The sequence below is a fragment of the Burkholderia sp. PU8-34 genome, assembly GCF_053427725.1.
Genome location: NZ_JBSAXC010000004.1, coordinates 565,957 through 590,670, shown reverse-complemented (window position 1 = coordinate 590,670; position 24,714 = coordinate 565,957). Strand labels below are relative to the sequence as shown.

Annotated in this window: 21 protein-coding genes and 1 pseudogene; 20 read left to right on the top strand and 2 right to left on the bottom strand. The window is 66.8% G+C overall.

The window, feature by feature from the left end:
* Positions 1-62 precede the first annotated feature (62 nt).
* The 4 genes and pseudogenes from gltA to ACV22Z_RS14005 form a co-directional block, all read left to right on the top strand.
* Positions 63-1,364, top strand: a complete 1,302-nt coding sequence (gltA, locus tag ACV22Z_RS14020) for a citrate synthase (RefSeq protein WP_448076874.1) — start codon at positions 63-65, stop codon at positions 1,362-1,364.
* A gap of 327 nt (positions 1,365-1,691) precedes the next feature.
* The gene (locus ACV22Z_RS14015) at positions 1,692-2,450 is read left to right on the top strand and encodes a dimethylarginine dimethylaminohydrolase family protein (RefSeq protein WP_448076873.1); all 759 of its coding nucleotides are present in this window, start codon (positions 1,692-1,694) and stop codon (positions 2,448-2,450) included.
* A gap of 98 nt (positions 2,451-2,548) precedes the next feature.
* On the top strand, positions 2,549-3,013 hold the full coding sequence (locus ACV22Z_RS14010; RefSeq protein WP_448076872.1) for an Lrp/AsnC family transcriptional regulator: 465 nt from the start codon (positions 2,549-2,551) through the stop codon (positions 3,011-3,013).
* Between the two features lie 233 nt (positions 3,014-3,246).
* Positions 3,247-4,667: pseudogene (locus tag ACV22Z_RS14005) on the top strand (amino acid permease); the annotation flags it as partial.
* 28 nt (positions 4,668-4,695) lie between these two features.
* On the opposite strand, the gene ACV22Z_RS14000 reads toward ACV22Z_RS14005, so the two are convergent.
* Together ACV22Z_RS14000 and ACV22Z_RS13995 are read right to left on the bottom strand one after the other, a co-directional pair.
* Complete coding sequence (locus ACV22Z_RS14000; protein WP_448076871.1) at positions 4,696-5,421, bottom strand: glutathione S-transferase; 726 nt, start codon at positions 5,419-5,421, stop codon at positions 4,696-4,698.
* Positions 5,393-5,953, bottom strand: a complete 561-nt coding sequence (locus ACV22Z_RS13995) for a hypothetical protein (protein ID WP_448076870.1) — start codon at positions 5,951-5,953, stop codon at positions 5,393-5,395. Before ACV22Z_RS13995 ends, ACV22Z_RS14000 begins: the two co-directional genes overlap by 29 nt.
* A gap of 62 nt (positions 5,954-6,015) precedes the next feature.
* Here ACV22Z_RS13995 and ACV22Z_RS13990 point away from each other — a divergent pair, with 62 nt between their 5' ends.
* The 16 genes from ACV22Z_RS13990 (at position 6,016) to folC (ending at position 24,695) form a co-directional block, all read left to right on the top strand.
* Entirely contained in the window at positions 6,016-6,456 is a 441-nt protein-coding gene (locus ACV22Z_RS13990; RefSeq protein WP_448076869.1) for a BON domain-containing protein, read from the top strand.
* Positions 6,457-6,806: 350 nt separating this feature from the next.
* Positions 6,807-10,304 (top strand): adenylate/guanylate cyclase domain-containing protein, encoded by a 3,498-nt coding sequence (locus tag ACV22Z_RS13985; RefSeq protein WP_448076868.1) that lies wholly within the window; start codon positions 6,807-6,809, stop codon positions 10,302-10,304.
* Positions 10,273-10,479 (top strand): hypothetical protein, encoded by a 207-nt coding sequence (locus ACV22Z_RS13980; protein WP_448076903.1) that lies wholly within the window; start codon positions 10,273-10,275, stop codon positions 10,477-10,479. Before ACV22Z_RS13985 ends, ACV22Z_RS13980 begins: the two co-directional genes overlap by 32 nt.
* Before the next feature lie 23 nt (positions 10,480-10,502).
* The gene (gene leuC, locus ACV22Z_RS13975; RefSeq protein WP_448076867.1) at positions 10,503-11,912 is read left to right on the top strand and encodes a 3-isopropylmalate dehydratase large subunit; all 1,410 of its coding nucleotides are present in this window, start codon (positions 10,503-10,505) and stop codon (positions 11,910-11,912) included.
* Between the two features lie 11 nt (positions 11,913-11,923).
* The gene (leuD, locus tag ACV22Z_RS13970) at positions 11,924-12,574 is read left to right on the top strand and encodes a 3-isopropylmalate dehydratase small subunit (protein ID WP_448076866.1); all 651 of its coding nucleotides are present in this window, start codon (positions 11,924-11,926) and stop codon (positions 12,572-12,574) included.
* A gap of 112 nt (positions 12,575-12,686) precedes the next feature.
* On the top strand, positions 12,687-13,754 hold the full coding sequence (gene leuB / locus ACV22Z_RS13965; RefSeq protein WP_448076865.1) for a 3-isopropylmalate dehydrogenase: 1,068 nt from the start codon (positions 12,687-12,689) through the stop codon (positions 13,752-13,754).
* Positions 13,755-13,871: 117 nt separating this feature from the next.
* The gene (locus ACV22Z_RS13960; protein WP_448076864.1) at positions 13,872-13,991 is read left to right on the top strand and encodes a 3-isopropylmalate dehydrogenase; all 120 of its coding nucleotides are present in this window, start codon (positions 13,872-13,874) and stop codon (positions 13,989-13,991) included.
* Positions 13,992-14,074: 83 nt separating this feature from the next.
* Positions 14,075-15,196: an aspartate-semialdehyde dehydrogenase gene (asd, locus tag ACV22Z_RS13955; protein WP_448076863.1), complete on the top strand. Its 1,122-nt coding sequence runs from the start codon at positions 14,075-14,077 to the stop codon at positions 15,194-15,196.
* A 561-nt stretch (positions 15,197-15,757) separates the two neighbouring features.
* The gene (locus ACV22Z_RS13950) at positions 15,758-17,863 is read left to right on the top strand and encodes a FimV/HubP family polar landmark protein (protein WP_448076862.1); all 2,106 of its coding nucleotides are present in this window, start codon (positions 15,758-15,760) and stop codon (positions 17,861-17,863) included.
* Positions 17,863-18,675, top strand: a complete 813-nt coding sequence (truA, locus tag ACV22Z_RS13945; RefSeq protein ID WP_448076861.1) for a tRNA pseudouridine(38-40) synthase TruA — start codon at positions 17,863-17,865, stop codon at positions 18,673-18,675. The genes ACV22Z_RS13950 and truA overlap by 1 nt, the downstream gene beginning before the upstream one ends.
* Positions 18,672-19,370: a phosphoribosylanthranilate isomerase gene (locus ACV22Z_RS13940; protein WP_448076860.1), complete on the top strand. Its 699-nt coding sequence runs from the start codon at positions 18,672-18,674 to the stop codon at positions 19,368-19,370. Before truA ends, ACV22Z_RS13940 begins: the two co-directional genes overlap by 4 nt.
* Positions 19,371-19,431: 61 nt before the next feature.
* Positions 19,432-20,625, top strand: a complete 1,194-nt coding sequence (gene trpB, locus ACV22Z_RS13935; protein WP_448076859.1) for a tryptophan synthase subunit beta — start codon at positions 19,432-19,434, stop codon at positions 20,623-20,625.
* A gap of 9 nt (positions 20,626-20,634) precedes the next feature.
* Positions 20,635-21,486, top strand: coding sequence for a DNA-methyltransferase (locus tag ACV22Z_RS13930; RefSeq protein ID WP_448076858.1), 852 nt, complete (start codon positions 20,635-20,637; stop codon positions 21,484-21,486).
* Positions 21,487-21,530: 44 nt separating this feature from the next.
* Positions 21,531-22,346, top strand: coding sequence for a tryptophan synthase subunit alpha (gene trpA, locus ACV22Z_RS13925; RefSeq protein ID WP_448076857.1), 816 nt, complete (start codon positions 21,531-21,533; stop codon positions 22,344-22,346).
* A 64-nt stretch (positions 22,347-22,410) separates the two neighbouring features.
* A complete protein-coding gene (gene accD / locus ACV22Z_RS13920) occupies positions 22,411-23,283 on the top strand; it encodes an acetyl-CoA carboxylase, carboxyltransferase subunit beta (protein ID WP_448076856.1) in 873 nt (290 codons plus the stop codon).
* A gap of 101 nt (positions 23,284-23,384) precedes the next feature.
* Positions 23,385-24,695 carry a bifunctional tetrahydrofolate synthase/dihydrofolate synthase gene (gene folC / locus ACV22Z_RS13915; protein ID WP_448076855.1) on the top strand — a complete coding sequence of 437 codons (1,311 nt, stop codon included), beginning with the start codon at positions 23,385-23,387 and terminating at the stop codon, positions 24,693-24,695.
* Positions 24,696-24,714: the final 19 nt, after the last annotated feature.

Here is a 24,714-nt window from a genome sequence, read left to right as displayed (position 1 = left end):
ACGTCTAACCGCGTTACGCCCGTTATCGAATCCCGTTTCTATATTTCGATTGAGGATGTGCCATGACTCCGTCTGATGTAAAAGCCACGCTATCGTTCAGCGACAATTCGCCGAGCGTCGAAATGCCGATCTACAAGGGCACCATGGGCCCGGACGTAATCGACATCCGCAAGCTGTACGGCCAGACCGGCAAGTTCACGTACGACCCGGGCTTCATGTCGACGGCAGCTTGTAATTCGGCGATCACGTACATCGACGGCGACAAGGGCGAGCTGCTGTATCGCGGCTACCCGATCGACAACCTCGCACAGAACGCGGACTTCCTTGAAAGCTGCTACCTGCTGCTGAAGGGCGAACTGCCGAACGAAGCGCAGAAGAAGGAATTCGTCGACACCGTCACGAAGCACACGATGGTGCACGAGCAGATGCACTTCTTCTTCCGCGGTTTCCGCCGCGACGCGCACCCGATGGCGATTCTCGTCGCCGCAGTCGGCGCGCTGTCGGCGTTCTACCACGACTCGCTCGACATCAACGACCCGCGTCACCGCGAAGTGTCGGCGATCCGCATGATCGCGAAGCTGCCGACGCTCGTCGCGATGGCGTACAAGTACAGCATCGGCCAGCCGTTCGTGTATCCGAAGAACTCGCTGTCGTACAGCGCGAACTTCATGCACATGATGTTCTCGAACCCGTGCGAGGAGTACAAGGTCAACGACGTGCTCGTCCGCGCGCTCGACCGCATCCTGATCCTGCACGCCGACCACGAGCAGAACGCATCGACGTCGACCGTCCGTCTGGCCGGTTCGTCGGGCGCGAACCCGTTCGCGTGTATCGCGGCCGGTATCGCCTGCCTGTGGGGCCCGGCGCACGGCGGCGCGAACGAAGCCGCGCTGAACATGCTCGAGCAGATCGGCTCGCCGGACAACATCCCCGAATTCATCAAGCAGGTGAAGGACAAGAACTCGGGCGTGAAGCTGATGGGTTTCGGCCACCGCGTGTACAAGAACTACGACCCGCGCGCGAAGCTGATGCGCGAGACGTGCTACGAAGTGCTGACCGAACTGGGCCTGCACGACGACCCGCTGTTCAAGCTCGCGATGCAGCTCGAGAAGATCGCGCTGGAAGACGAATACTTCGTGTCGCGCAAGCTGTACCCGAACGTCGACTTCTACTCGGGCATCGTCCAGCGCGCGCTGGGCATCCCGACGTCGATGTTCACCTGCATCTTCGCGATGGCGCGTACCGTCGGCTGGATTGCGCAGTGGAACGAAATGATTGCGGATCCGGAGCAAAAGATCGGCCGTCCGCGTCAGCTCTTCATCGGCGACACGCCGCGCGAAGCGAAGCCGATCAGCGCACGCTAAGCGGTCCGCGGCGCGAATGGCCTTCGGGCCGTTCGCGTCGGGCGAAGCGCAACGTCAAGACACCCCGGTGGGTTTATCCCGCCGGGGTGTTTTTTTTGCGCGTTTTACCTGTCTCGGCGACCGGGCATTCGAGCGAAGGCGGGCGCCGCCGGATCGCGCGCGAGCGTTTGCCGATTCGGCTGCGGGCGATGCGCAATTCGACGCAATCGGCTGTGAGCGCAGCCGAAATCGACGCAGTTGGCGTATTTTGACTTCCGATAATGGTCTGGAACCCGGGCGGCGACACCGCAGGTCGCGCCAGCCGTCCCCTTGACCATGGAGGAGTCGATGTATTTCACGCAAGCGATCGTCCGCCGTCCCGCGCCGTCGTGCGGCGCTGGCCTCACCACCGCACAGCTCGGCGCACCCGATCACGACAAGACGCTGACGCAGTTCCACGGATACTGCGAAACGCTGCGCAAGCTCGGCGTCGAGCTGACCGAACTGCCGCCGCTCGACGCGTTTCCCGATTCGCACTTCGTCGAGGATGTCGCCGTCGTCACGCCGGAATTCGCGGTGATCACGCGTCCCGGCGCGCCGGCGCGGCGCGGTGAAATCGCGCACATCGAAGCGGCGCTTGCCGCGCATCGCGAATTGCTGCCGATGCGCACGGGCCGGCTCGACGGCGGCGACGTGATGCTCGTCGGCAAGCGTTTCTACATCGGCCTGACCGGCCGCACCGACGCCGACGGCATCGAGGCCTTTGCATCGCTCGTGTCGCCGTACGGCTACACGGTCGTCGCGGTGCCGGTGGGTGACGGGCTGCACCTGAAGTCGGTCGTCAACAGCGTCGGCGACGACACGCTGCTCGTCAACGAAGCGCTGGCCGGCCATCCGGCATTCGCCGGGTTTCGCCGGATCGTCGTCGCGCCGGCCGACGAATACGCGGGCAACACGCTGCGCGTGAACGACGCGCTGATCACGCCGGCCGGCTATCCGCGCGTGCATGCGAGCCTCGAGACGCTCGGCCTGCCGCTGCACGTGATCGACACGAGCGAGTTCCGCAAGATGGATGGCGGGCTGACCTGCCTGTCGCTGCGGTTCTAGCCGATGGCGCGTGGTCCGGTTCGGTCGGATAATGTGGCGCGCGCGCGGGGCGGTTGGCGCTCCGTGCGCAGACCACGACCCGACCGGAGCGAACGCGGATGCCCGACAAGAAGATGCAGCTCGACAAGATCGATCTCCGGATCCTCGACATTCTGCGCAACGACGGGCGAATCTCGTACCGGAAGCTGTCCGAGCTCGTCAACCTGACGCCGCGGCCGTGCCAGGCGCGCGTCGAGCGGCTCGAGGCGCTCGGGATCATCGAAGGGTACCGCGCGGTGATCAACGCGCCGCGCGAGACCAAGCCGATCGTCGTGCTTGCGCAGATAGTGCTCGCCGATCACGGGCGCTCGCAGGTGCCGTTCGAAGAGGAGATGCGAGCGAATCCTGCGGTGCTCGATTGCTGGCTCGTCAGCGGCACGTTCGATTTCCTCGTGCGGCTCGCGTGTGAGGATCTCGACGAATACCGCCGCATCGCGAACCGGTGGCTCGAGAGCTCGCGCTACAGGATCGAGAAGATCGTGACGACGGCCGAACTGCAGGTGATCAAGCGCAGCGCCGCTTGACGCGGCCGGTGGTGCAGGGCGGGCGCTGCGGATATCGGCGCCGTCGTCCTGGTCGGGCCGCGGTTCCGGTGTGTTTTGCGCGGCGCGGTTGTCCGTCGTCCGCCGCGTGATGCGTGCATCGATGGGTACGTCGGGCGCGACCTGAACCATCTTGCGAGCGACGCGGGAAACCGGGTCGTTTGCTTTGCATACCGAATCAAATAGATTTGATCGAATTTTTCAAGGTGAACACTATGGACGCTTTGCAAGCGACAGAGCGGTCGGTTTCCCCGTCGTCGACGACACTGAAGCGCCGTCTGCAGAGCCGCCATATCGCGATGATCGCGATCGGCGGCTCGATCGGCACCGGCCTGTTCGTTGCGTCCGGCGCGTCGGTTGCGCAGGCGGGGCCGGGCGGCGCGATCGCCGCGTACATCGCGATCGGGCTGATGGTCTATTTCGTCGTCACGGGCCTCGGTGAAATGGCCGCGCTGATGCCGGTTTCGGGCTCGTTCGCGATCTACGGCGAGAAGTACGTCGACGAGGGCTTTGGCGTTGCGCTCGGCTGGACCTACTGGTACAGCTGGGCCGTGACGATCGCGATCGAGCTCGTGGCCGCGCAGATCGTGATGCGCTACTGGTTTCCCGGCGTGCCGGGCGTCTGGTGGGGCGCGGCGTTCCTCGTGCTGATCTTCCTGCGAACACGCTGTCCGTGCGCGGCTTCGGCGAATCCGAGTACTGGTTCTCGCTGATCAAGGTCGTCACGGTGATCGCGTTCATCGCCGCCGGGCTGCTGATCGCGGCCGGCGCGATCGGCAACGGACACGCGGTCGGCTGGCGCAATTTCACGACGGGCGACGCGCCGTTCGTCGGCGGCGTGCACGCGATGATGAGCGTCGCGCTGATCGCGGGATTCTCGTTTCTCGGGACCGAGCTGGTCGGGATCACGGCCGGCGAATCGGAAAACCCGCGCAAGACGATCCCGCGCGCGGTCAAGCAGATATTCTGGCGGATCATGCTGTTCTACGTGCTCGCGATCTTCGTGATCGGGCTGCTGATACCGTACACGGACCCGAACCTGCTGAAGAGCGACGTGACCGACATCGGCGTGAGCCCGTTCACACGGGTGTTCAGCCACGCGGGTTTCCCGCTCGCGGCCGGCGCGATGAATCTCGTGATTCTCACGGCGGTGCTGTCGGCCGGCAATTCCGGCACCTACGCGGCCACGCGGATGCTGTACAACCTCGCATCGGAAGGGCGCGTGCCCGCGATGTTCGCGACGCTGTCGCCGGGCGGCGTGCCGCGCAACGCGCTGTACGCGACGATGGCGGTGGGCGGGCTGTGTTTCCTCACGTCGCTGGCGAACAACCAGAGCATCTATCTGTGGCTGCTGAATACGGTCGGCATCACGGGGTTCATCGCGTGGCTCGGCATCGCGGTCTGCCACTACCGGTTCCGCAAGGGCTTCCTGAAGCAGGGCTACCGGCTCGACCAGTTGCCGTACCGCGCGAAGTGGTTTCCGTTCGGGCCGCTGTTCGCGATCGCGATCTGCATCGTGATCTCGCGCGGGCAGGACTATCAGGCGTTCTTCGCGGCCCGCATCGACTGGATGGAGGTGCTGTCGATCTACGTGTGGATTCCGCTGTTCGTCGCGCTCTGGTACGGCCTGCGGCGGGAACCGCTAATCGGGGAGCGCGCCGACGCTATTTGTCCAGTTCGGGATAGTGCCGGAAGATCCCCATGTCGTTGAACGGGATGCGCCGTTCGGACGCGAGATAGCGCGCGATGGGCGGATGCTCCGCGACCCGGTCGTGCAGCCCGACCAGCCCCGCATGCTTGCGCTCGACGCGGGCCATCGCTTTCGGGAATGCGTAGCGCAGGCCCTCGATCAGCTGGAACATCGACAGATCGGCGTAGCTCAGCGCGTCGCCCGCGAGGTAGCCGCGCTTGTGCGGATTCCGTTCGAGCACGCTGTCGAAATAGCCGAGGAACTTCGGCAGGCGATGCGCGAGGAAATCCTTCGCGCGCGCGGCGGCTTCCGGCATCTGGTCTTCGTAATACAGGCCGCTCGCGATCGGGTGATGCGTGTCGTGGATCTCGGTGACGAAGTCGCTCACCGTCAGTTGAAGCTGATGCACCCATAGCCGCCCGGCTTCGTCCGTCGGCGCGAGGCCGTGCCGCGCGCCGAGGAACAGCAGGATGTTCGCGGTCTGCCCGACGATCTGGTCGCCGGCCTTCAGGAACGGCGGCGCGAACGGCACGCATTCCACCGATGCGCTGGACATCACGCGCATCATCGCCGGCACGCCCATGCCGCGCCCGGAGCGGCGCGCGACGTCCACGTATTCCGCTTCGGCGGCTTCGAGCGCGAGTCGCACGAATTCGCCGCGGCCCTGGATGTCAGGCCAGTAATAGAGTTCGTAACGCATGCTGTTCTCCTGTCCGTTGCATCGGCACGCCGACGGAGGGAGCCGGTGGCTGCCCGGCAACACGGCGGATACCCGGCGGCCAATGGCAGTCCAGGAAACGCCCGGCGTGCCCGGTTGCAGCGTCGTTTTCTCCGCGATTCGAGCCGGGGCGGCGTTGCGCCGATGGTCTGAAACGGATTCTAAAGCGCCTGACGATTCGATCGAAGCCGATTCCCGTTTCCTCGTATCGGGCCGGGAATTGGTTGGGCCACTGCGGGTTGGGCAACTGCCGGTCGGGTAACCGCGGGTCGGGCAATTGCGCAGAGGGTTCGGGGGCTGCGTTGCCGCGCAGCCCGGCATCGTACGGTTCGACCGGATCGATCGCGAATGTCCGGACGAATGGGCCGGCATCATGCCGGCCTGCCGGGCAGGCGGCGTCCGGGCGCGTGGCGCGCGAGGCTCGAGCACGATCGCGATGTGGCATGCGATGCGCGCCGGTTTGCACGTTCGCGCCGCGTCGGCGGAAATCGTGCAACACTGACGAGCCTTCCATGGCGCGCGGTGCCCGGCAGATCCCCCCGTGCGCCGTCGTCGTGCGCTGTGTCGGTGCGCGGCGTGCTTCGGCCGCCGCTTCGTTTTCTACCGTTTGACCTTGTCGAGGAGAAGATGATGAACGCACGTAGCATGATCGTTGTTGCAGGCATTACGCTGTTGTCGTCGCTGGCGTGTCACGCGCAATCGGCGGCGTCCGATGCCGCGGCGCCCGGAATGCAAGCCGCCCCGGCCACATCCACGTCGCCGCATTCAGTGAAAAAGGCGGAACGCGCGGCGAACCGTGCATTCGCGAAAAAGGTGCGGCTGGCGATCGTGAAGTCGCCCGGCATCGGCAATGCGCAGGTCACCGTGTTCGCGAAAGCCAAGAGCGGCGAGGTGACGCTCGCGGGATTCATGACCGACGAGGGGCAGGGCAAGGCCGCGGAGGACGCGGCGCGCAAGGTGGCGGGCGTGACGTCGGTGACGAACAAGATTCAGCTTCGCCTGGAGGGCGGTCAGTGACGTGGCGCACCGGACGCGAACCCTGGCGTGATGTCCGGCCCGGTGCGAGTGCATGAAAGCGCCGTCTCCGCAGCCGCGCAAGCAGCGCTTGCGCGAAATCACCGCGCCGCATCGCGAAGAACACTTCGCGGTTCGGCCGGCCGGGCAGTCACGCGAGGATCAGGGCCCGTTATTGGCGTGAACAGGCCCTGATCCGGTGAAAGACAGCGCGAGGCAGGCCGTCGCGCCACTGCGTGCGCGCCGCGCCGTGCGTGCGCAATCTGTCCGCGCTGTCGCCCCACCCGAACCTTGCCGCAGACGGGCACCGCGCATAATGTTTAAGCGCTGGCCCCGGCAGGAGAAGAGGTGGTATGTACTGCGCAAACTGCGGATCCGAGAACCTCGCCGGGGCCCGCTTCTGCGAAGCGTGCGGGGCCATGCTGTCGCGTACCTGTCCACGCTGCGGCCACGAGGCCAGCCCTTCCGCCAGATTCTGCAATGCATGCGGCGCGCCGCTGGCCGATGCGCGTGCGGAACCCGCGCCGAGCGCGGAGACGGTTTCCGCACCCTCGGTCGCACCGGTCCCGCCGATTCATTACACGCCGCACCACCTCGCCGAGCGCATCCTCGCCGAACAGGCGGCAATGGAAGCGCGGGGCGAGACCGCCGGCGAGCGCAAGACCGTCACCGCGCTGTTCGCGGACATGGCCGGTTCGACCGCGTTGATCCACGACCTCGACCCGGAAGAGGCGCACCGCCTGATCGAGCCTGTCGTCGCGCTGATGATGGAAGCGGTCCACTACTACGAAGGCTACGTGGCCAAGTCGCTCGGCGACGGCATCCTCGCGCTGTTCGGCGCGCCGATCGCTCACGAGGACCATCCGCAGCGTGCGCTGTTCGCGGCGCTGCGGATGCAGGACGCGATGCGCCGGCATGGCGACCGGATTCGTCTGGAGAAGGGCATTCCGCTGCAGATTCGCGTCGGCGTGCATACCGGGGAAGTCGTCGTGCGCTCGATCCGCACGGACGACCTGCATACCGATTACGACCCGGTCGGGCATACGATCCACATTGCGTCGCGGATGGAAGGAATCGCGACGCCGTCGTCGATCCTCGTCAGCGATTCGACCCACAAGCTGGCCGAAGGCTATTTCGAGTTCAAGGCGCTCGGGGCCACCCAGGTCAAGGGCATTCCCGAGCCGCTGTCGGTGTACGAGGTGCTGGGTCCCGGCGCGCTGCGCACGCGGCTGCAATTGTCCGCGCATCGCGGCCTTGCGCGGTTCGTCGGCCGCGACGCCGAACTGGAACACCTGCACGGCGCGCTGGAGGAGGCCAAGGCGGGCCGCGGGCGGGTCGTCGCGGTGGTCGGCGAGGCGGGGGTCGGCAAGTCGCGGCTGTTCCATGAATTCAAGGCGCGCTCGCGGCGCGGCTGTCTGGTGCTCGAAACCTTCTCGGTGTCGCACGGCAAGGCGTTTGCGAACCTGCCGCTGATCGAACTGCTGAAGAACTATTTCCAGATCGCCGCGGACGATGACGAACGGCGCTGCCGGGAAAAAGTCATGGGCAAGGCGCTGACGCTCGAGCGCAGCTTCGACGAACTCGTGCCTTACCTGCTGCATCTGCTGGGCAGCGCCGAACCTGGTTCGGCGCTCGCCGAGATGGATCCGCGGGTCCGGCGCGATCGCACGCTCGACGCGATCATCCGGCTGCTGACGCGCGAGAGCCGCGACCAGCCGATCGAGCTGCTGTTCGAGGATCTGCAATGGCTCGATCGCGAGACTGAAGCCTTTCTTGCCTGCCTGATCGAACAGGTGTCGGACACGCGGATCCTGCTGCTCGTGAACTACCGGCCCGAGTACCGGCCGGGCTGGCCATCCGCGGATCATTGCACCCAGTTGCGGCTCGAACCGCTGGGCCCGGCCGAGGCGCAGGGGCTGCTCACCGCGTTGCTCGGCGACGATCCGGGGCTCGGCCCCATCAGGCAACTGATCCTCGAGAAGACGGAGGGCAATCCGTTTTTCATGGAGGAAGTGGTCCAGGCGCTCGTCGAGGAGCAGACGCTCGTCGGCGAACCGGGCCGCTACCGGATCGTGCGGACACCGGCCGCGCTGCACATCCCGACCACGGTCGAAGGTGTGCTCGCGGCCCGTATCGACCGGCTCCCTGTCGCGGAGAAGGAACTGCTGCAGACGCTCGCGGTGATCGGCAAGGAGTTTCCGTTCAGCCTGATCCGGCGCATTTGCGGCGAGCGCGTCGCGCACACGGACGACGACCTGCGCCGGTTGCTGGCCCACCTGGAAGCCGCCGAGTTCATCTACGAGCGGCCCGCGTTCCCGGAAGTGGATTACTCGTTCAAGCATGCGCTGACGCAGGAAGTGGCCGGCCATTCGCTGCTCACGGAGCGGCGCAACGCGCTGCACGAGCGCACCGCGCAGGCGATCGAGGCGCTGTTTCCGACGCGGATCGCCGATTACTGCAGCGAACTCGCGCATCACTACAGCCTGAGCGGCAATCTTCCGAAGGCCGTCGAGTACCTGCATCGCGCGGCCCAGCAGGCGCTCCGCCACGCGGCGCATCCGGATGCGATGCATCATCTCGGCGCGGCGCTGGAGTTGCTGAAACGCCTGCCGGACACGCCCGCGCGCGCGCAACAGGAGCTGGCGCTGCTGCTCGCGCTGGGCCCCGTGCTGATGGATGTGCGGGGCTATGGCACGCCCGAGGTGGCCGCGACTTACTCGCGCGCGATGGCGCTGTGCGAGCAGGCCGGCGACATGTCGCAGCGCTTCGCGGCCCAATTGGGATTGAGGATCCACTTCATGACGCGCGCCGAGTATGCGACGGCGCGCGAACTCGGCAAGCAGATGCTGCGCACGGCGCGCAGCGCGAAGGATCCGGGCCTGCTGCTGGAGGCGCATGGCGCACTCGGCGCATGCCTGTTTCTGCAGGGGGATTTCGATCGCGCCCGTGTCCACCTCGAACAGGCACTGGCGATCTACGACCCCGAACAGCATCAGGCGCACGTGTTTGCGCACGGCGTGGATCCGGGCATCCGGGCCCTGAACTTTCTCGCGCTGCTCTCGTGGCTGCAGGGATACCCCGATCAGGCGCACGCGCGGATCCTGGAAGCGCTGGCGCTCGCTCAGAAGCTCGCTTATGGTCCGACGCTGGCGTTCACGCTGGCTTACGCGGCCGAGCTGCATCAGCTGCGGCGCGAGGTCGAGCCGACGCGCGAGCATGCGGAGGCGCTCTTCACCGTCGCGACCGAACTGGGGCTGCCGTACTGGCTCGCATGGGGAGCGATTTTCCGCGGCTGGGCGCTGACCGAGCGGGGCGGCCTGCTGGAAGGCATCGCACAGATGCGCGAAGGTCTCGCGGCGGGACGGGCAGCCGGCGGCGTGGATCAGCGCTCGTATTTTCTGTCGCTCGCGGCCGACCGCTGCCAGCGCGCGGGCGATGCGGACGCCGGCGCGGCGCTGCTCGACGAGGCGATGGCGATCGTCGCGAGGACAGGCGAACGTTGTTTCGAGGCCGAACTGCACCGTCTGAAGGGGAGCGCGATGCTCACGGGAAACGCGATGCACGGTTCACCGGAAGACGGCGCGGGCGCATCGTCATCCGCTTGCAGCGACGCGGCACAAGCGTGCTTTCTCAAGGCGATCGCCGTGGCGCGCGATCAGGGTGCCCGTTCGCTGGAATTGCGCGCGGCATCGAGCCTTGCGCGCCTGTGGCAGCGTGCGGGCCGGATCGACGAGGCCCGGCAAGCGCTGTCGGACGTGTATGGCCGCTTTACCGAAGGCTTCGACACGGCCGATCTGCGCGACGCGAAGGCGCTGCTCGATGCGCTCGAGTCCGCTCGCGCGCACCGCTGAACGCGAGCGGCGTGCGGTGCACACGATGCCGGCCCGCGCGCCGCGATTGCCGGGTAATGCCGATACAGGTATTGGCACTACCAGCCAAACCACTGTTTTTAATGGGTTTTTTCTCAATTCCGCCGCGCCGGAGCGCGATCTGCATGGCATAATCGACCGCATCCGCAAGGCTTGAAGTCATCACGACCCCGCATACCCATGGCACAGACTCTCTACGACAAACTGTGGAATTCCCACGTGGTCCACACCGAGGACGACGGTACGACGTTGCTCTACATCGACCGTCAACTGCTGCATGAAGTCACGAGCCCGCAGGCGTTCGAAGGGCTGAAGATCGCGCATCGCCCGGTGTGGCGCATCAGTGCGAACCTCGCCGTCTCGGACCACAACGTGCCGACGACGGATCGCAGCCACGGCATCGCTGATCCGATCTCGAAGCTGCAGGTCGACACGCTCGACGCGAACTGCGACAGCTTCGGCATCACCCAGTTCAAGATGAACGACGTGCGCCAGGGCATCGTGCACATCATCGGCCCGGAGCAGGGCGCGACGCTGCCCGGCATGACGATCGTGTGCGGCGATTCGCACACGTCGACGCACGGCGCGTTCGGCGCGCTCGCGCACGGCATCGGCACGTCGGAAGTCGAGCACGTGCTCGCGACGCAGACGCTGCTGCAGAAGAAGAGCAAGAACATGCTCGTGAAGGTCGAGGGCCAACTGCCGCGCGGCTGCACCGCGAAGGACATCGTGCTCGCGATCATCGGCAAGATCGGCACCGCGGGCGGCACCGGCTACGCGATCGAATTCGGCGGCTCGACGATCCGCGCGCTGACGATGGAAGGCCGGATGACGGTCTGCAACATGGCGATCGAAGCGGGCGCGCGCGCCGGCATGGTCGCCGTCGACGACACGACGATCGACTACCTGAAGGGCCGTCCGTTCGTGCCGTCCGGCGCGGAATGGGACCAGGCCGTCGAATACTGGCGCTCGTTCAGGTCGGACGACGGCGCGCAGTTCGACCGCGTCGTCGAGCTGAACGCGGCCGAGATCGTGCCGCAGGTCACGTGGGGCACGTCGCCGGAGATGGTCACGTCGATCGACGGCCGCGTGCCCGATCCCGAGCGCGAGAAGGATCCGGTCAAGCGTGACGCGATGGAGCGTGCGCTGGCCTACATGGCGCTCGAGCCGAACACGCCGATCGAGGCGATCAAGGTCGACAAGATCTTCATCGGCTCGTGCACGAACGCGCGCATCGAGGACATTCGCGCCGCGGCGTACGTCGTGAAGAAGCTCGGCCGCCGCGTCGCGTCGAACGTGCGCCTCGCGATGGTCGTGCCGGGCTCGGGCCTCGTGAAGGCGCAGGCCGAGCACGAAGGGCTCGACAAGGTGTTCACGGAAGCGGGCTTCGAATGGCGCGAGCCGGGCTGCTCGATGTGCCTCGCAATGAACGCCGATCGTCTCGAGCCGGGCGAGCGCTGCGCATCGACGTCGAACCGCAACTTCGAAGGCCGGCAGGGCGCGGGCGGCCGCACGCACCTCGTCAGCCCGGCGATGGCGGCGGCGGCGGCGATCGAAGGCCATTTCGTCGACATTCGCAAGCTGGGGTAACGAGACGGATCATGGAAAAATTCATTGTGCATACCGGCGTCGTGGCGCCGCTCGATCGCGAGAACGTCGACACGGACGCGATCATCCCGAAGCAGTTCCTGAAGTCGATCAAGCGCACGGGCTTCGGGCCGAACGCGTTCGACGAATGGCGTTACCTCGATCACGGCGAGCCGGGCCAGGACAACTCGAAGCGTCCGCTGAACCCCGATTTCGTGCTGAACCAGCCGCGCTACCAGGGCGCATCGGTCCTGCTCGCACGCAAGAACTTCGGCTGCGGCAGCTCGCGCGAGCACGCGCCGTGGGCGCTGCAGCAGTACGGCTTCCGCGCGATCATCGCGTCGAGCTTTGCCGACATCTTCTTCAACAACTGCTACAAGAACGGCCTGTTGCCGATCGTGCTGACCGAGCAGCAGGTCGATCACCTGTTCAACGACACGTACGCGTTCAACGGCTACCAGCTGACGATCGATCTCGACGCGCAGGTCGTGCGCGCACCGGACGGCCGCGAGTATCCGTTCGAGATCACCGCGTTCCGCAAGTACTGCCTGCTGAACGGCTTCGACGACATCGGCCTCACGCTGCGCCACGCGGACAAGATCCGCCAGTTCGAGGCCGAGCGCCTCGCGAAGCAGCCGTGGCTGAACCACAAGCTGGTCGGCTGACGTCGTCCTTCGGGCGGACGCACCGCGCGTTCGCCGGCGGGGCACGTTCGCAAGTCCGTCATGGGCGCGAACCGGCCCCGGCATTCACAACCTACCCAGTCAGGAATAACGCATGAAGATTGCAGTGCTGCCCGGCGACGGCATCGGTCCGGAAATCGTCAAGGAAGCTGTGAAGGTGCTGAACGCACTCGACGAGAAGTTCGAACTGGAAGAAGCGCCGGTCGGCGGCGCGGGCTACGAGGCGAGCGGCCACCCGCTGCCGGACGCGACGCTGAAGCTCGCGAAGGACGCGGACGCGATCCTGTTCGGCGCGGTCGGCGACTGGAAATACGACTCGCTGGAGCGCGCGCTGCGTCCCGAGCAGGCGATCCTCGGCCTGCGCAAGCATCTCGAGCTGTTCGCGAACTTCCGCCCGGCGATCTGCTATCCGCAGCTCGTCGACGCATCGCCGCTTAAAGCCGAACTGGTCGCGGGCCTCGACATCCTGATCGTGCGCGAACTGAACGGCGACATCTACTTCGGCCAGCCGCGCGGCGTGCGTGCGGCGCCGGACGGCCCGTTCGCCGGTGCGCGCGAGGGCTTCGACACGATGCGCTATTCGGAGCCGGAAGTGCGCCGCATCGCGCACGTCGCATTCCAGGCCGCGCAAAAGCGCGCGAAGAAGCTGCTGTCGGTCGACAAGGCGAACGTGCTCGAGACGTCGCAGTTCTGGCGCGACATCATGATCGACGTGTCGAAGGAATACGCGGACGTCGAGCTGTCGCACATGTACGTCGACAACGCGGCGATGCAGCTCGCGAAGGCGCCGAAGCAGTTCGACGTGATCGTCACCGGCAACATGTTCGGCGACATCCTGTCGGATGAAGCGTCGATGCTGACCGGCTCGATCGGCATGCTGCCGTCGGCGTCGCTCGACAAGAACAACAAGGGCCTGTATGAGCCGTCGCACGGTTCGGCGCCGGACATCGCGGGCAAGGGCATCGCGAACCCGCTCGCGACGATCCTGTCGGCCGCGATGATGCTGCGCTACTCGCTGAATCGTGCGGAGCAGGCCGATCGCATCGAGCGCGCGGTGAAAACGGTGCTCGAACAGGGCTACCGCACGGGCGACATCGCGACGCCGGGCTGCCAGCAGGTCGGCACCGCGGCGATGGGCGACGCGGTGGTCGCGGCGCTGTAAGCGGTGCGGCAGCAACGCAAGCAATAACGTAGAAAGGGCGCGAACGAGCCGCAAAATCGGCCCGTTCGCGCGCGGTGGGCCGTTGTGCGGCCAACCGGCTTTGTGTAGACTCGAGCGATGGCGCTGATTTCCCTGATCTCCCCGGTCCTGAAAACCCACGGCAACACTGCCCGTGCGGTTACGCGCGTCATCGTCATCACGAAAACCATTACCACGAAAACGATCATTAAACGCTGATCGTCCGTCGGTGCCCGCCTGTTTCCCCGCGCGGTCACGCCGGGGACGGAAATGGCGGGGAAGCTCCATTCAAAGGGTTAGTCATGAACGTAGGTCTCGTAGGTTGGCGCGGCATGGTCGGCAGCGTCCTGATGCAGCGCATGCAGGAAGAGGGCGATTTCGACCTGATCGAACCGGTGTTTTTCAGCACCAGCAACACGGGCGGCAAGGCGCCGTCGTTCGCGAAAAACGAGACTACGCTCAAGGACGCGACCAACGTCGACGAGCTGAAGAAGTGCGACGTGATCATCACGTGCCAGGGCGGTGACTACACGAACGACGTGTTCCCGAAGCTGCGTGCGGCCGGCTGGAACGGCTACTGGATCGACGCGGCGTCGTCGCTGCGGATGAGCGATGACGCGGTCATCATCCTCGATCCGGTCAACCTCGACGTGATCAAGGACGCGCTGGTCAAGGGCACGAAGAACTTCATCGGCGGCAACTGCACGGTCAGCCTGATGCTGATGGCGCTCGGCGGCCTGTTCCGCGAGAACCTCGTCGACTGGATGACGGCGATGACCTACCAGGCCGCATCGGGCGCGGGCGCGCAGAACATGCGCGAGCTGCTGTCGCAGATGGGCGCGCTGAACGGCGCGGTGAAGGAGCAGCTCGCCGATCCGGCGTCGGCGATCCTCGACATCGACCGCCGCGTGCTGGCCGCAATGAACAGCGACGCAATGCCGACCAGCCACTTCGGCGTGCCGCTCGCCGGTTCGCTGATTCCGTGGATCGACAAGGATCTCGGCAACGGCATGTCGAAGGAAGAGTGGAAGGGCGGCGCGGAAACCAACAAGATCCTCGGCAAGCCGGCGATGGGCGAGCCGGGTTCGATCCCGGTCGACGGCCTGTGCGTGCGGATCGGCGCAATGCGCTGCCACTCGCAGGCGCTGACGATCAAGCTGAAGAAGGATGTGCCGCTCGACGAGATCAACGGCATCCTCGCGTCGGCGAACGACTGGGTCAAGGTCGTGCCGAACGAGCGTGAAGCGTCGATGCGCGACCTGTCGCCCGCGAACGTCACGGGCACGCTGACGGTGCCGGTCGGCCGTCTGCGCAAGCTCGCGATGGGTGGCGAATACCTGTCGGCGTTCACTGTCGGCGACCAGCTGCTGTGGGGCGCGGCCGAGCCGCTGCGCCGCATGCTGCGCATCCTGCTCGACAAGTGATCCAGCGCGCTTGACGCGCGTTCACGACACGCCTGCACGCCCTTGACGGGGCGGCAGGCGTTTTTCATTCTGTGGTGTCCGGTGTCCGGTGTCCGGTGTCCGGTGTCCGGTGTCCGGTGTCCAGCGTCCAGCGTCCAGCGTCCGGAGGGCCGTGCCGCGATGCGCGCCCGAAACGCGAAGGCCCCGGACCGCTTGCGCGGCCGGGGCCTTCTTGCATCGATTCCTTTGGCACGAGGAGAAGATGCGACGCGAAGTATAAGCCACGTCATTCATCCTTCGTGGTTGATCACTGTAGGGATTTGCATCAATTGATGATGGATTTTTTATAAACTGCGGATGCGGCGCCGAGTGGCGGTCGTCGGACGAGCGCAGCTTCGCCGGCCGGCCGCCGCGGACGAATTCGGCCCGAAGCCGATCGTGTGAAGTAAACTACGCGGTTACGACGCGCAGACAAGCCGAAAGCGTCGCGTTCTACGCGGCGCTTTTGCATTTCTGCGGCGATTTTTTGACGCTTCTCAACGAGAATCCGAGCCGCGCGCCAGCGCGGCGATAGAGCCCACGATGTTCCGAATTTCCTTGTTTCCGCGTCAATCCCGGCTGGCGCGCGCGGTGCGCAGCGCGCTGGCGATTCTTGCGCTCGGCACCGCCGCGTCCACGTGGGCGTTCGGCGCCAGCGACGCCGCGGCGACCGATGCCGGTTCCGCGGCGCCGCTCACCGTCACGGCCCAGCCCGGCCAGTCCCTCAACGATCTCGCGATCGCGGTTACGCAGTCGCGCGACCCTGGCGTCATCGCGCGGGCAGGGCGCGCGCTGTTCGACGCCAATCCGCAGGCGTTCATGAAGCGCGATCCGAGCCGCCTGAAGGTCGGCGCGACGCTGACGGTGCCGGCGCTCGATGCAACGGGCACGGCGGTGGCCGCAGCGGGTGCGGCTGCCGCACCGGCTCCCGCTTCGGGGCCGGTGGCGCCCGCGGCGCATGCCGCGTCGGCGCCGCATCCGGCGTCAGTCGTGCCGGCTGCGCCTTCGGCATCCGTGACGCATGCGGCGCAGGCCGGCGAAGCACACGCTTCGGCTGCGACTGGTGCGTCGTCTGCCGTCGGCGCGTCCGCTGTTCACGGCGCGTCCGAAGCCGGCGCCCAGTCGGCGGCTTCACCGGCCGGCGCGAGCGGGCCGCACGTCTGGAGCGGTGCGATCCAGCCAGCGCCTTCGTCCGCCAGCGAAGCGGCGATGACGTCGATGCAGGGCGGCCCGGCGGGCGCGAATGCTTCCACGGCCGCGGCGCCGGTCGCACGCGCATCGCAGCCGCGGCCGTCCAGCCTGCAGCAATTGCTCGCGCTGAAGAATCGCGTGCTGATGGAACTGCAGAAACACGGGATCGGCAAGCCGGTCGCGGCGGATCGCGCCGCAGTCGACGCGGGCCGTGCGCAGGCGCCGGCCGCGCCGCGCCCGGCTGCGAACGCGAACGGCGCATCCGATGCGTCGCCGGCAGCGAGCGAGGCTGCGGTAGCGGGCGAGACCCCGAGCGCGGCGCAGCCTGAGGCGGCACCCGCGCGTCCGGCCGCACCCGTTGCGGTACCGTCGGCGACGGGCGCCAACGCGCAGATCGACTGGCGTGCGGTTTCCGCGGGCGGTGCGGCGGCCGTGGTGCTGATTGCCGGCTTCATGTGGCGCAAGCGCCGGAAAGCCCGCCGAGGCGACGTCGCGGCCAAGGGGGAGGCAACGGAGGCTGTATCGGGTGTGGCCGGCACCGACGACGTGACGCCGTCCACGGTGCGGGAATTGCCGGTCCAGCCGGAAATGCCGCTGTCGCGCGATGCGGAAGCGGACGTGCATCTGGCTGCTGCGATCGCGGTTGCTGCGGAAACGGCCGACGCGCGCGACGCGCAAGAAGCGGAGCATGCGGCGCCGGCCGACGAGCCGACGCGCGCGGATCGCGCGACGCACGACGCGACAGGCTCGGCGGATGCCGTCGGCGGCCAATCCGCCGACGCTTCGGCGACGCCGTCAGAGCAATCTGCACCGTTTGCGCCGCCGGTGTTGTCCGCGCAGTCGGAGCAGTCGGAGCAATCGACGCCGCCTGGATTGTCCGCGCCGCAGGCCGCCGACTCGCAGCAGGCGATTCTGCTGAACGCGATTACGGCGCTCAACAGCCTCGACATGCCGCTGCCGCCGCGTACGGCAGACGTGACTTCGCCGAAGACTGACGACGTCTCGGCGCCGCACGACCTTTCTGTTGGCGCCGCAATCGCAACTAACGGTCAAGTCGCACCCCGCCCGCCAATTGGCGCGGCGCATCCGGACCCGGAACATTCAGCCGACCACGAGGACGACCTCGAATGGGACGCGGATATCCCGCCGGCTGGCCATGAAGGCGCGTCGCAGGCGGCTGCGCCGACGCTGCCGCCGCTCGGCGGCGCGCAATTCGGCGCTCTGAAGCTCGATTTCGATCTCGATCTGCCGGCCGCGCCCGGCGCGGCGCTGCCGGCGCTGACCCCGGACGAGCTTGCGCGCATCGCGCGCAACAAGCTCGACCTCGCGCACGAGTACGTCGAACTGGGCGACCTGTCGGGCGCGCGGACGCTGCTGCAGGAAGTCGTCGACGCGAACGATGCTGCGACGCACCGCGATGCGCACGCGCTGCTCGCGAAACTGGCGGACGAAGCGTGATGCGGATCGCGCTGGGCATCCAATACGACGGCGCGGCGTTTTGCGGCTGGCAGTCGCAGCCGCACGGCAAGACCGTGCAGGACGCGCTCGAGCGCGCGCTGGCCGAATTCGCGCAAATGCCGCTGCACACGACGGTGGCGGGGCGGACCGACACCGGCGTGCATGGCCTCGGGCAGGTCGTGCACTTCGACACCGAGCTGGACCGCGCCGACTTCTCGTGGGTACGCGGCACCAACGCGTTTCTGCCGTCGACGGTCGCGGTGCAGTGGGCGAAGCCGATGCCGGACGCATTCCACGCGCGCTTCTCGGCGTTCGAGCGCACCTACTACTACGCGCTGTACGTGCATCCGGTGCGCTCGCCGATGCTCGACGCTCGCGCCGGCTGGATCCACACGCCGCTCGACGACGACGCGATGCGCGCAGCCGCGGCGCACCTGATCGGCGAGCACGACTTCTCGGCGTTCCGGTCGTCGGAATGCCAGTCGAAGACGCCGGTCAAGCACCTGTATCAGATCGACATCCGGCGCTCGGGCCATTTCATTCACTTCCGGTTCCGCGCGAACGCGTTCCTGCACCACATGGTGCGCAACCTGATGGGCTGCCTCGTCGCGGTCGGCCGCGGCCGCTATCCGGCCGAGTGGATCGAGGACGTGCTGGCCGGGCGCGACCGCAACCGCGCGGCGCCCACGTTCATGGCCGATGGGCTGTATCTTGCCCATGTCGGCTACCCGGCGGAATTCGCCGTCCCGCCCGCACACCTCGGCAGCGTGCCGTGGAGCGGCGTCTGGGCTGATCTGGATCCACAAACATGACGGACAACGCGCTTTCTTCCGCTTCCACGCCGGCTGACGTACCGCCGCGCACGCGCATCAAGCTGTGCGGGCTGTCGCGCCCCGACGACGTGCTGCACGCGGCGGCGCTCGGCGCCGACGCGATCGGCCTCGTGTTCTACCCGAAGAGCCCGCGCGCGGTGACGATCGCGCAGGCGGCCGAACTCGCGCGCCTCGCGCCGCCGTTCGTGTCGGTCGTCGGCCTGTTCGTGAACGCGACCGCCGACGAGATCGAGGCGGTCGTGCGCGACGTGCCGCTCACGCTGCTGCAATTCCACGGCGACGAGACGCCCGAGCAATGCGACGCGCTGGGCCGCGCGGCACGCCTGCCGTGGTTGCGCGCGGTGCGTGTCGGCCCCTCGACGCAATCGGCCGATTTGGTAGAATCGGCACTTCATTATTCGAAAGCGCGCGGCCTCCTGTTCGACACCCTCGTGCCGGACTACGGTGGCAGCGGCAAGGTCTTCGATTGGTCACTTATTCCAGCAGAGCTCGCGCGTCGGGCCGTTTTGAGTGGTGGGTTGAACGCGCAAAACGTCGGTGACGCGATCCGTCAGCTGCGTCCGTTCGCTGTCGATGTCTCGAGCGGCATCGAAGTGGAGGGCGCCAAGGGCGTGAAGGATCACGCCCGGATGGCGGCGTTCGTGCGCGCAGTGCGCGAAGCGGACGCCGGGTGATGCATGCCGGTGCGCGGCGCCCGAAAAGCGGGCCGCGCACCGTCCGATCGAGAGTGACACCATGTACAACCTTCCTGATGATCGCGGCCACTTCGGCCCGTATGGCGGCACGTTCGTTGCCGAGACGCTGATTCACGCGCTGGACGAACTGCGCGCAGCGTATGCGAAATTCCAGAACGATCCCGAGTTCGTTGCCGAATTCGAGCGCGAGCTGAAGCACTTCGTCGGCCGTCCGTCGCCGATCTATCATGCGCAGCGCTGGAGCGACACGCTCGGCGGCGCGCAGATCTACCTGAAGCGCGAAGACCTGAACCACACCGGCGCACACAAGATCAACAACGTGATCGGCCAGGCGCTGCTCGCGAAGCGGATGGGCAAGAAGCGCGTGATCGCCGAGACGGGCGCGGGCCAGCACGGCGTCGCGACCGCGACCATCTGCGCGCGCTTCGGCATGGAGTGCGTCGTCTACATGGGCTCCGAAGACGTGCGCCGCCAGGCCGCGAACGTCTACCGGATGAAGCTGCTTGGAGCTACGGTCGTGCCGGTCGAATCGGGCTCGCGCACGTTGAAAGATGCGCTGAACGAAGCGATGCGCGACTGGGTCACGAACATCGAGAACACGTTCTACATCATCGGCACGGTCGCGGGCCCGCACCCGTATCCGATGATGGTGCGCGACTTCCAGCGCGTGATCGGCGACGAGTGCAAGGTGCAGATGCCGGAACTCGCGGGCCGGCAGCCGGACGCGGTGATTGCGTGCGTCGGCGGCGGCTCGAATGCGATGGGCATTTTCTATCCGTACATCGACGATGCGTCGGTGCAGCTGATCGGCGTCGAAGCGGCCGGCGACGGGCTCGACACGGGCCATCACGCGGCATCGCTGATCGCCGGCAGCCCGGGTGTGCTGCACGGCAACCGCACGTACCTGCTGCAGGACGACAACGGCCAGATCATCGAGACGCATTCGGTGTCGGCGGGCCTCGACTATCCGGGCGTCGGCCCCGAGCACGCATGGCTGAAGGACACCGGCCGCGCGCAGTACGTCGGCATCACCGACGACGAAGCGCTGAAGGCGTTCCACGACTGCTGCCGGATCGAGGGGATCATCCCGGCGCTCGAATCGAGCCACGCGATCGCATATGGCGTGAAGCTCGCGCCGACGCTGCCGAAGGACAAGATCCTGCTCGTCAACCTGTCGGGCCGCGGCGACAAGGACATGCACACGGTCGCCGAGCGATCGGGCATCGCGCTCTGACCCCGACCGATGCGTGACCTGATCGAACAGCCGGCGGGCGGCGCCGCGAGCGAAGCGGAGGCGGTGCAAGCCGCCGTCGCCGCGCCGCGCGCGCCGCACGCCGGCATCGAATTGCACAACCGCGATTTCCTGACCGAGGCCGCGCGCCTGCCGGATGCGTCGATCGACCTGATCGTCGCCGATCCGCCGTACGGGCTCGGCAAGGACTACGGCAACGACTCGGACAAGCTTTCGGGCGACGACCACCTCGCGTGGACGCGCGAATGGCTGGAGCTGGCGATTCCGAAGCTCAAGCCGAGCGGGTCGATGTACGTGTTCTGCACGTGGCAGTACGCGCCGGAAATCTTCAGCTTCCTGAAGACGAAGCTCACGATGGTCAACGAGATCATCTGGGACCGGCGCGTGCCGAGCATGGGCGGCACGACGCGCCGCTTCACGTCGGTGCACGACAACATCGGCTTTTTCGCGGTGTCCAAGGCGTATTACTTCGATCTCGATCCGGTCCGCATCCCGTACGACGCCGACACGAAGAAGGCCCGCTCGCGCAAGCTGTTCGAAGGCAGCAAGTGGCTGGAGATGGGCTACAACCCGAAGGACGTCTGGTCGGTCTCGCGCCTGCACCGGCAGCACGCGGAGCGCGTCGATCATCCGACCCAGAAGCCGCTGGAAATCATCGAGCGGATGGTGCTCGCAAGCTGCCCGCCGGGCGGCCGCGTGCTCGATCCGTTCATGGGCAGCGGCACGACCGCGGTGGCCTGCGCACGGCAGGGGCGCGACTTCGTCGGCTACGAGATCAACGAAAGTTATTGCGCGATCGCGCACGAGCGCATTGCCGCGCTCGCAGCGCAGGCGTGCGCGTGAGTCGCGCCGCCACCGTGTCGCCGAACGAATCCAGGAAAATTGCCATGTCCCGTATCCAGCAGACCTTCGCAGCGCTCGCCGAACAAGGCCGCAAGGGCCTGATCCCGTTCATCACCGCGGGAGATCCCGACCCCGCCAAAACCGTCGACTTCATGCACGCGCTCGCCGAAGGCGGCGCGGACGTGATCGAACTCGGCGTGCCGTTCTCCGACCCGATGGCCGACGGCCCCGTGATCCAGCGCTCGTCCGAGCGCGCGCTCGCGCGCGGCGTCACGCTGACGAGCGTGCTCGCCGACGTGAAGCGCTTCCGCGAGCGCGACCAGAAAACGCCCGTCGTGCTGATGGGCTACGCGAACCCGATCGAACGGATGGGCGTCGACGCGTTCGCCGAGCACGCACATGCGGCCGGCGTCGACGGCGTGCTCGTCGTCGATTACCCGCCGGAAGAGGCGGGCGTGTTCGCGGAAAAAATGCGCGCCGCGCAGATCGATCCGATCTTCCTGCTCGCGCCGACGTCGACCGACGAACGCATCGCGGACGTCGGCAAGATCGCGAGCGGCTACGTGTATTACGTGTCGCTGAAGGGCGTGACCGGCGCCGGAAATCTGGATGTTTCGAGCATTGCGGGTAAAATCCCGGCCATCAAGTCGCGTGTGCCGGTTCCGGTGGGCGTCGGCTTCGGCATCCGCGACGCTGAAACGGCGCGCGCGGTGGCCGAAGTGTCGGACGCCGTCGTGATCGGCAGCCGTCTGGTGCAGCTCCTCGAGAGCGCCGCGCCGGAAGGCGCCGTCGCCGCGCTGAAGGCGTTCATCGCCGAGCTGCGCGCCGCGCTGGATGGCGCGGGCAAGACGGCCGCATAAACAACAGATGAAAGCGGGCCCGGGCGCATGTCGCCCGGCCCGCCATGGAACAGGAAACCATACGATGAGCTGGCTCGACAAACTGCTGCCGCCGAAGATCAAGCAGACCGATCCGAAAAGCCGCAAGGGCATTCCGGAAGGCCTGTGGATCAAGTGCCCGTCCTGCGAGGCCGTGCTGTATCGCAACGACGTGGAGGCGAACCTGCACGTGTGCCCGAAGTGCGATCACCACATGCGCATCGGCGCGCGCGAGCGCCTCGACGGGCTGCTCGATGCGGAAGGCCGCTACGAGATCGGCCAGGAGATCGTGCCGGTCGACACGCTGAAGTTCAAGGACAGCCGCAAGTACCCCGATCGTCTGAAGGAAGCGATGGACGAAACGGGCGAGACCGACGCGATGGTCGTGATGGGCGGCGCGATCCACACGCTGCCGGTCGTCGCCGCGTGCTTCGAGTTCTCGTTCATGGGCGGCTCGATGGGCTCGGTCGTCGGCGAACGCTTTGCGCGCGGCGCGCAGAACGCGCTCGAGCAGCACGTGCCGTTCATCTGCGTCACCGCTTCGGGCGGCGCGCGGATGCAGGAAAGCCTGCTGTCGCTGATGCAGATGGCGAAGACCACCGCGATGCTGACCAAGCTGTCGGAAGCGAAGCTGCCGTTCATCTCGGTGCTGACCGACCCGACGATGGGCGGCGTGTCGGCGAGCTTCGCGTTCCTCGGCGACGTCGTGATCGCCGAGCCGAAGGCGCTGATCGGCTTCGCCGGCCCGCGCGTGATCGAGCAGACAGTGCGCGAGAAGCTGCCGGAAGGCTTCCAGCGCGCGGAATTCCTGCTGAAGACGGGCGCGATCGACATGATCGTCGACCGCCGCAAGATGCGCGACGAGATCGCGCAGCTGCTCGCGCTGCTGCAGCGCCAGCCGGCCGACGCGCTGGCCTGATCCGGCGCACGGCAGGCATGCCGAACGCGCGTCGCCCGGCCAGCCGCCGGGCGGCGCGCTTCGTTTTTTGGCATAACGGACTCGATTGACGGTTTGACCCGATGAGCACTTTTCCCACTCTCGACGCGTGGCTTTCGCATCTCGAACGCGCGCACCCGGTCGGCATCGACATGGGCCTGACCCGCATCGGCCAGGTCAAGGCGGCGCTGCAGCTCGAATTCGCGTGCCCCGTGATCACGGTCGGCGGCACCAACGGCAAGGGCTCCACCTGCGCGTTTCTCGAGACGATCCTCGTGCGCGCCGGCTACAAGGTCGGCTGCCACACGTCGCCGCACCTGCTCGAATTCAACGAGCGGGCGAGGGTGAACGGCCAGACGGTGGCCGACGACGATCTGCTGCCGCACTTCGACGCCGTCGAAGCCGCGCGCACGTCGCTGCCCGAGCCCGTATCGCTCACGTACTTCGAATTCACGACGCTCGCGATCCTGCACCTGTTCGCATCGCGCGGGCTCGACGCGGTGATCCTCGAAGTCGGCCTCGGCGGCCGGCTCGACGCGGTCAACATCATCGATGCCGACTGCGCAATCGTCACGAGCATCGATATCGACCACACCGACTACCTCGGCGACACGCGCGAGAAGATCGCCTTCGAGAAGGCGGGGATCTTCCGCTCCGGCAAGCCCGCGATCTGCGGCGATCCGGCCGCGCCGCAGACGCTGATCGACCACGCGGAGGCCATCGGCGCGGACCTGTGGCTCGTCGGCCGCGATTTCCGCTGCGAGGCGCAGCCCGGCGCGGAACGCCAGCAGTGGAGCTACATCGGCCGCGACAAGCGCTATCCGTCGCTCGCGTATCCGGCGCTGCGCGGTGCGAACCAGCTGATCAATGCGTCGGCGGCGCTCGCCGCGCTCGAATCGCTGCGTGCGGTGCTGCCGGTGTCCGCGCAGGACATCCGGCTCGGGCTCGCGAACGTCGAGCTGCCGGGGCGCTTCCAGGTGCTGCCGGGCAAGCCCGCGATCGTGCTCGACGTCGCACACAATCCGCACGCGTCGGCCGTGCTCGCGCAGAATCTCGGCAACATGGGCTTCTTCCCGTACACGTATGCGGTGTTCGGCGCGATGCACGACAAGGACATCGAGGGCGTGCTGCGCCACCTGAAGGGTGAGATCGACCACTGGTGCGTGACGGACCTGCCGCTGCCGCGCGCGGCCAGCGCCGAGCAGCTCGAAGCCGCGCTGCACAAGGCGGGCATCGAGAATGGCCCGGATTCCAGCATCACGCGCTATCCGTCGCCGGCCGATGCGTTTCGCGATGCACTAAAAAGAGCATCGGAGAATGATAGAATCGTGGTTTTCGGCAGTTTCCATACGGTGGCCGGCGTGATGGCCTATCGTAAATCGCAGCAACACTGACTGACGGGCAGTTTCGGAC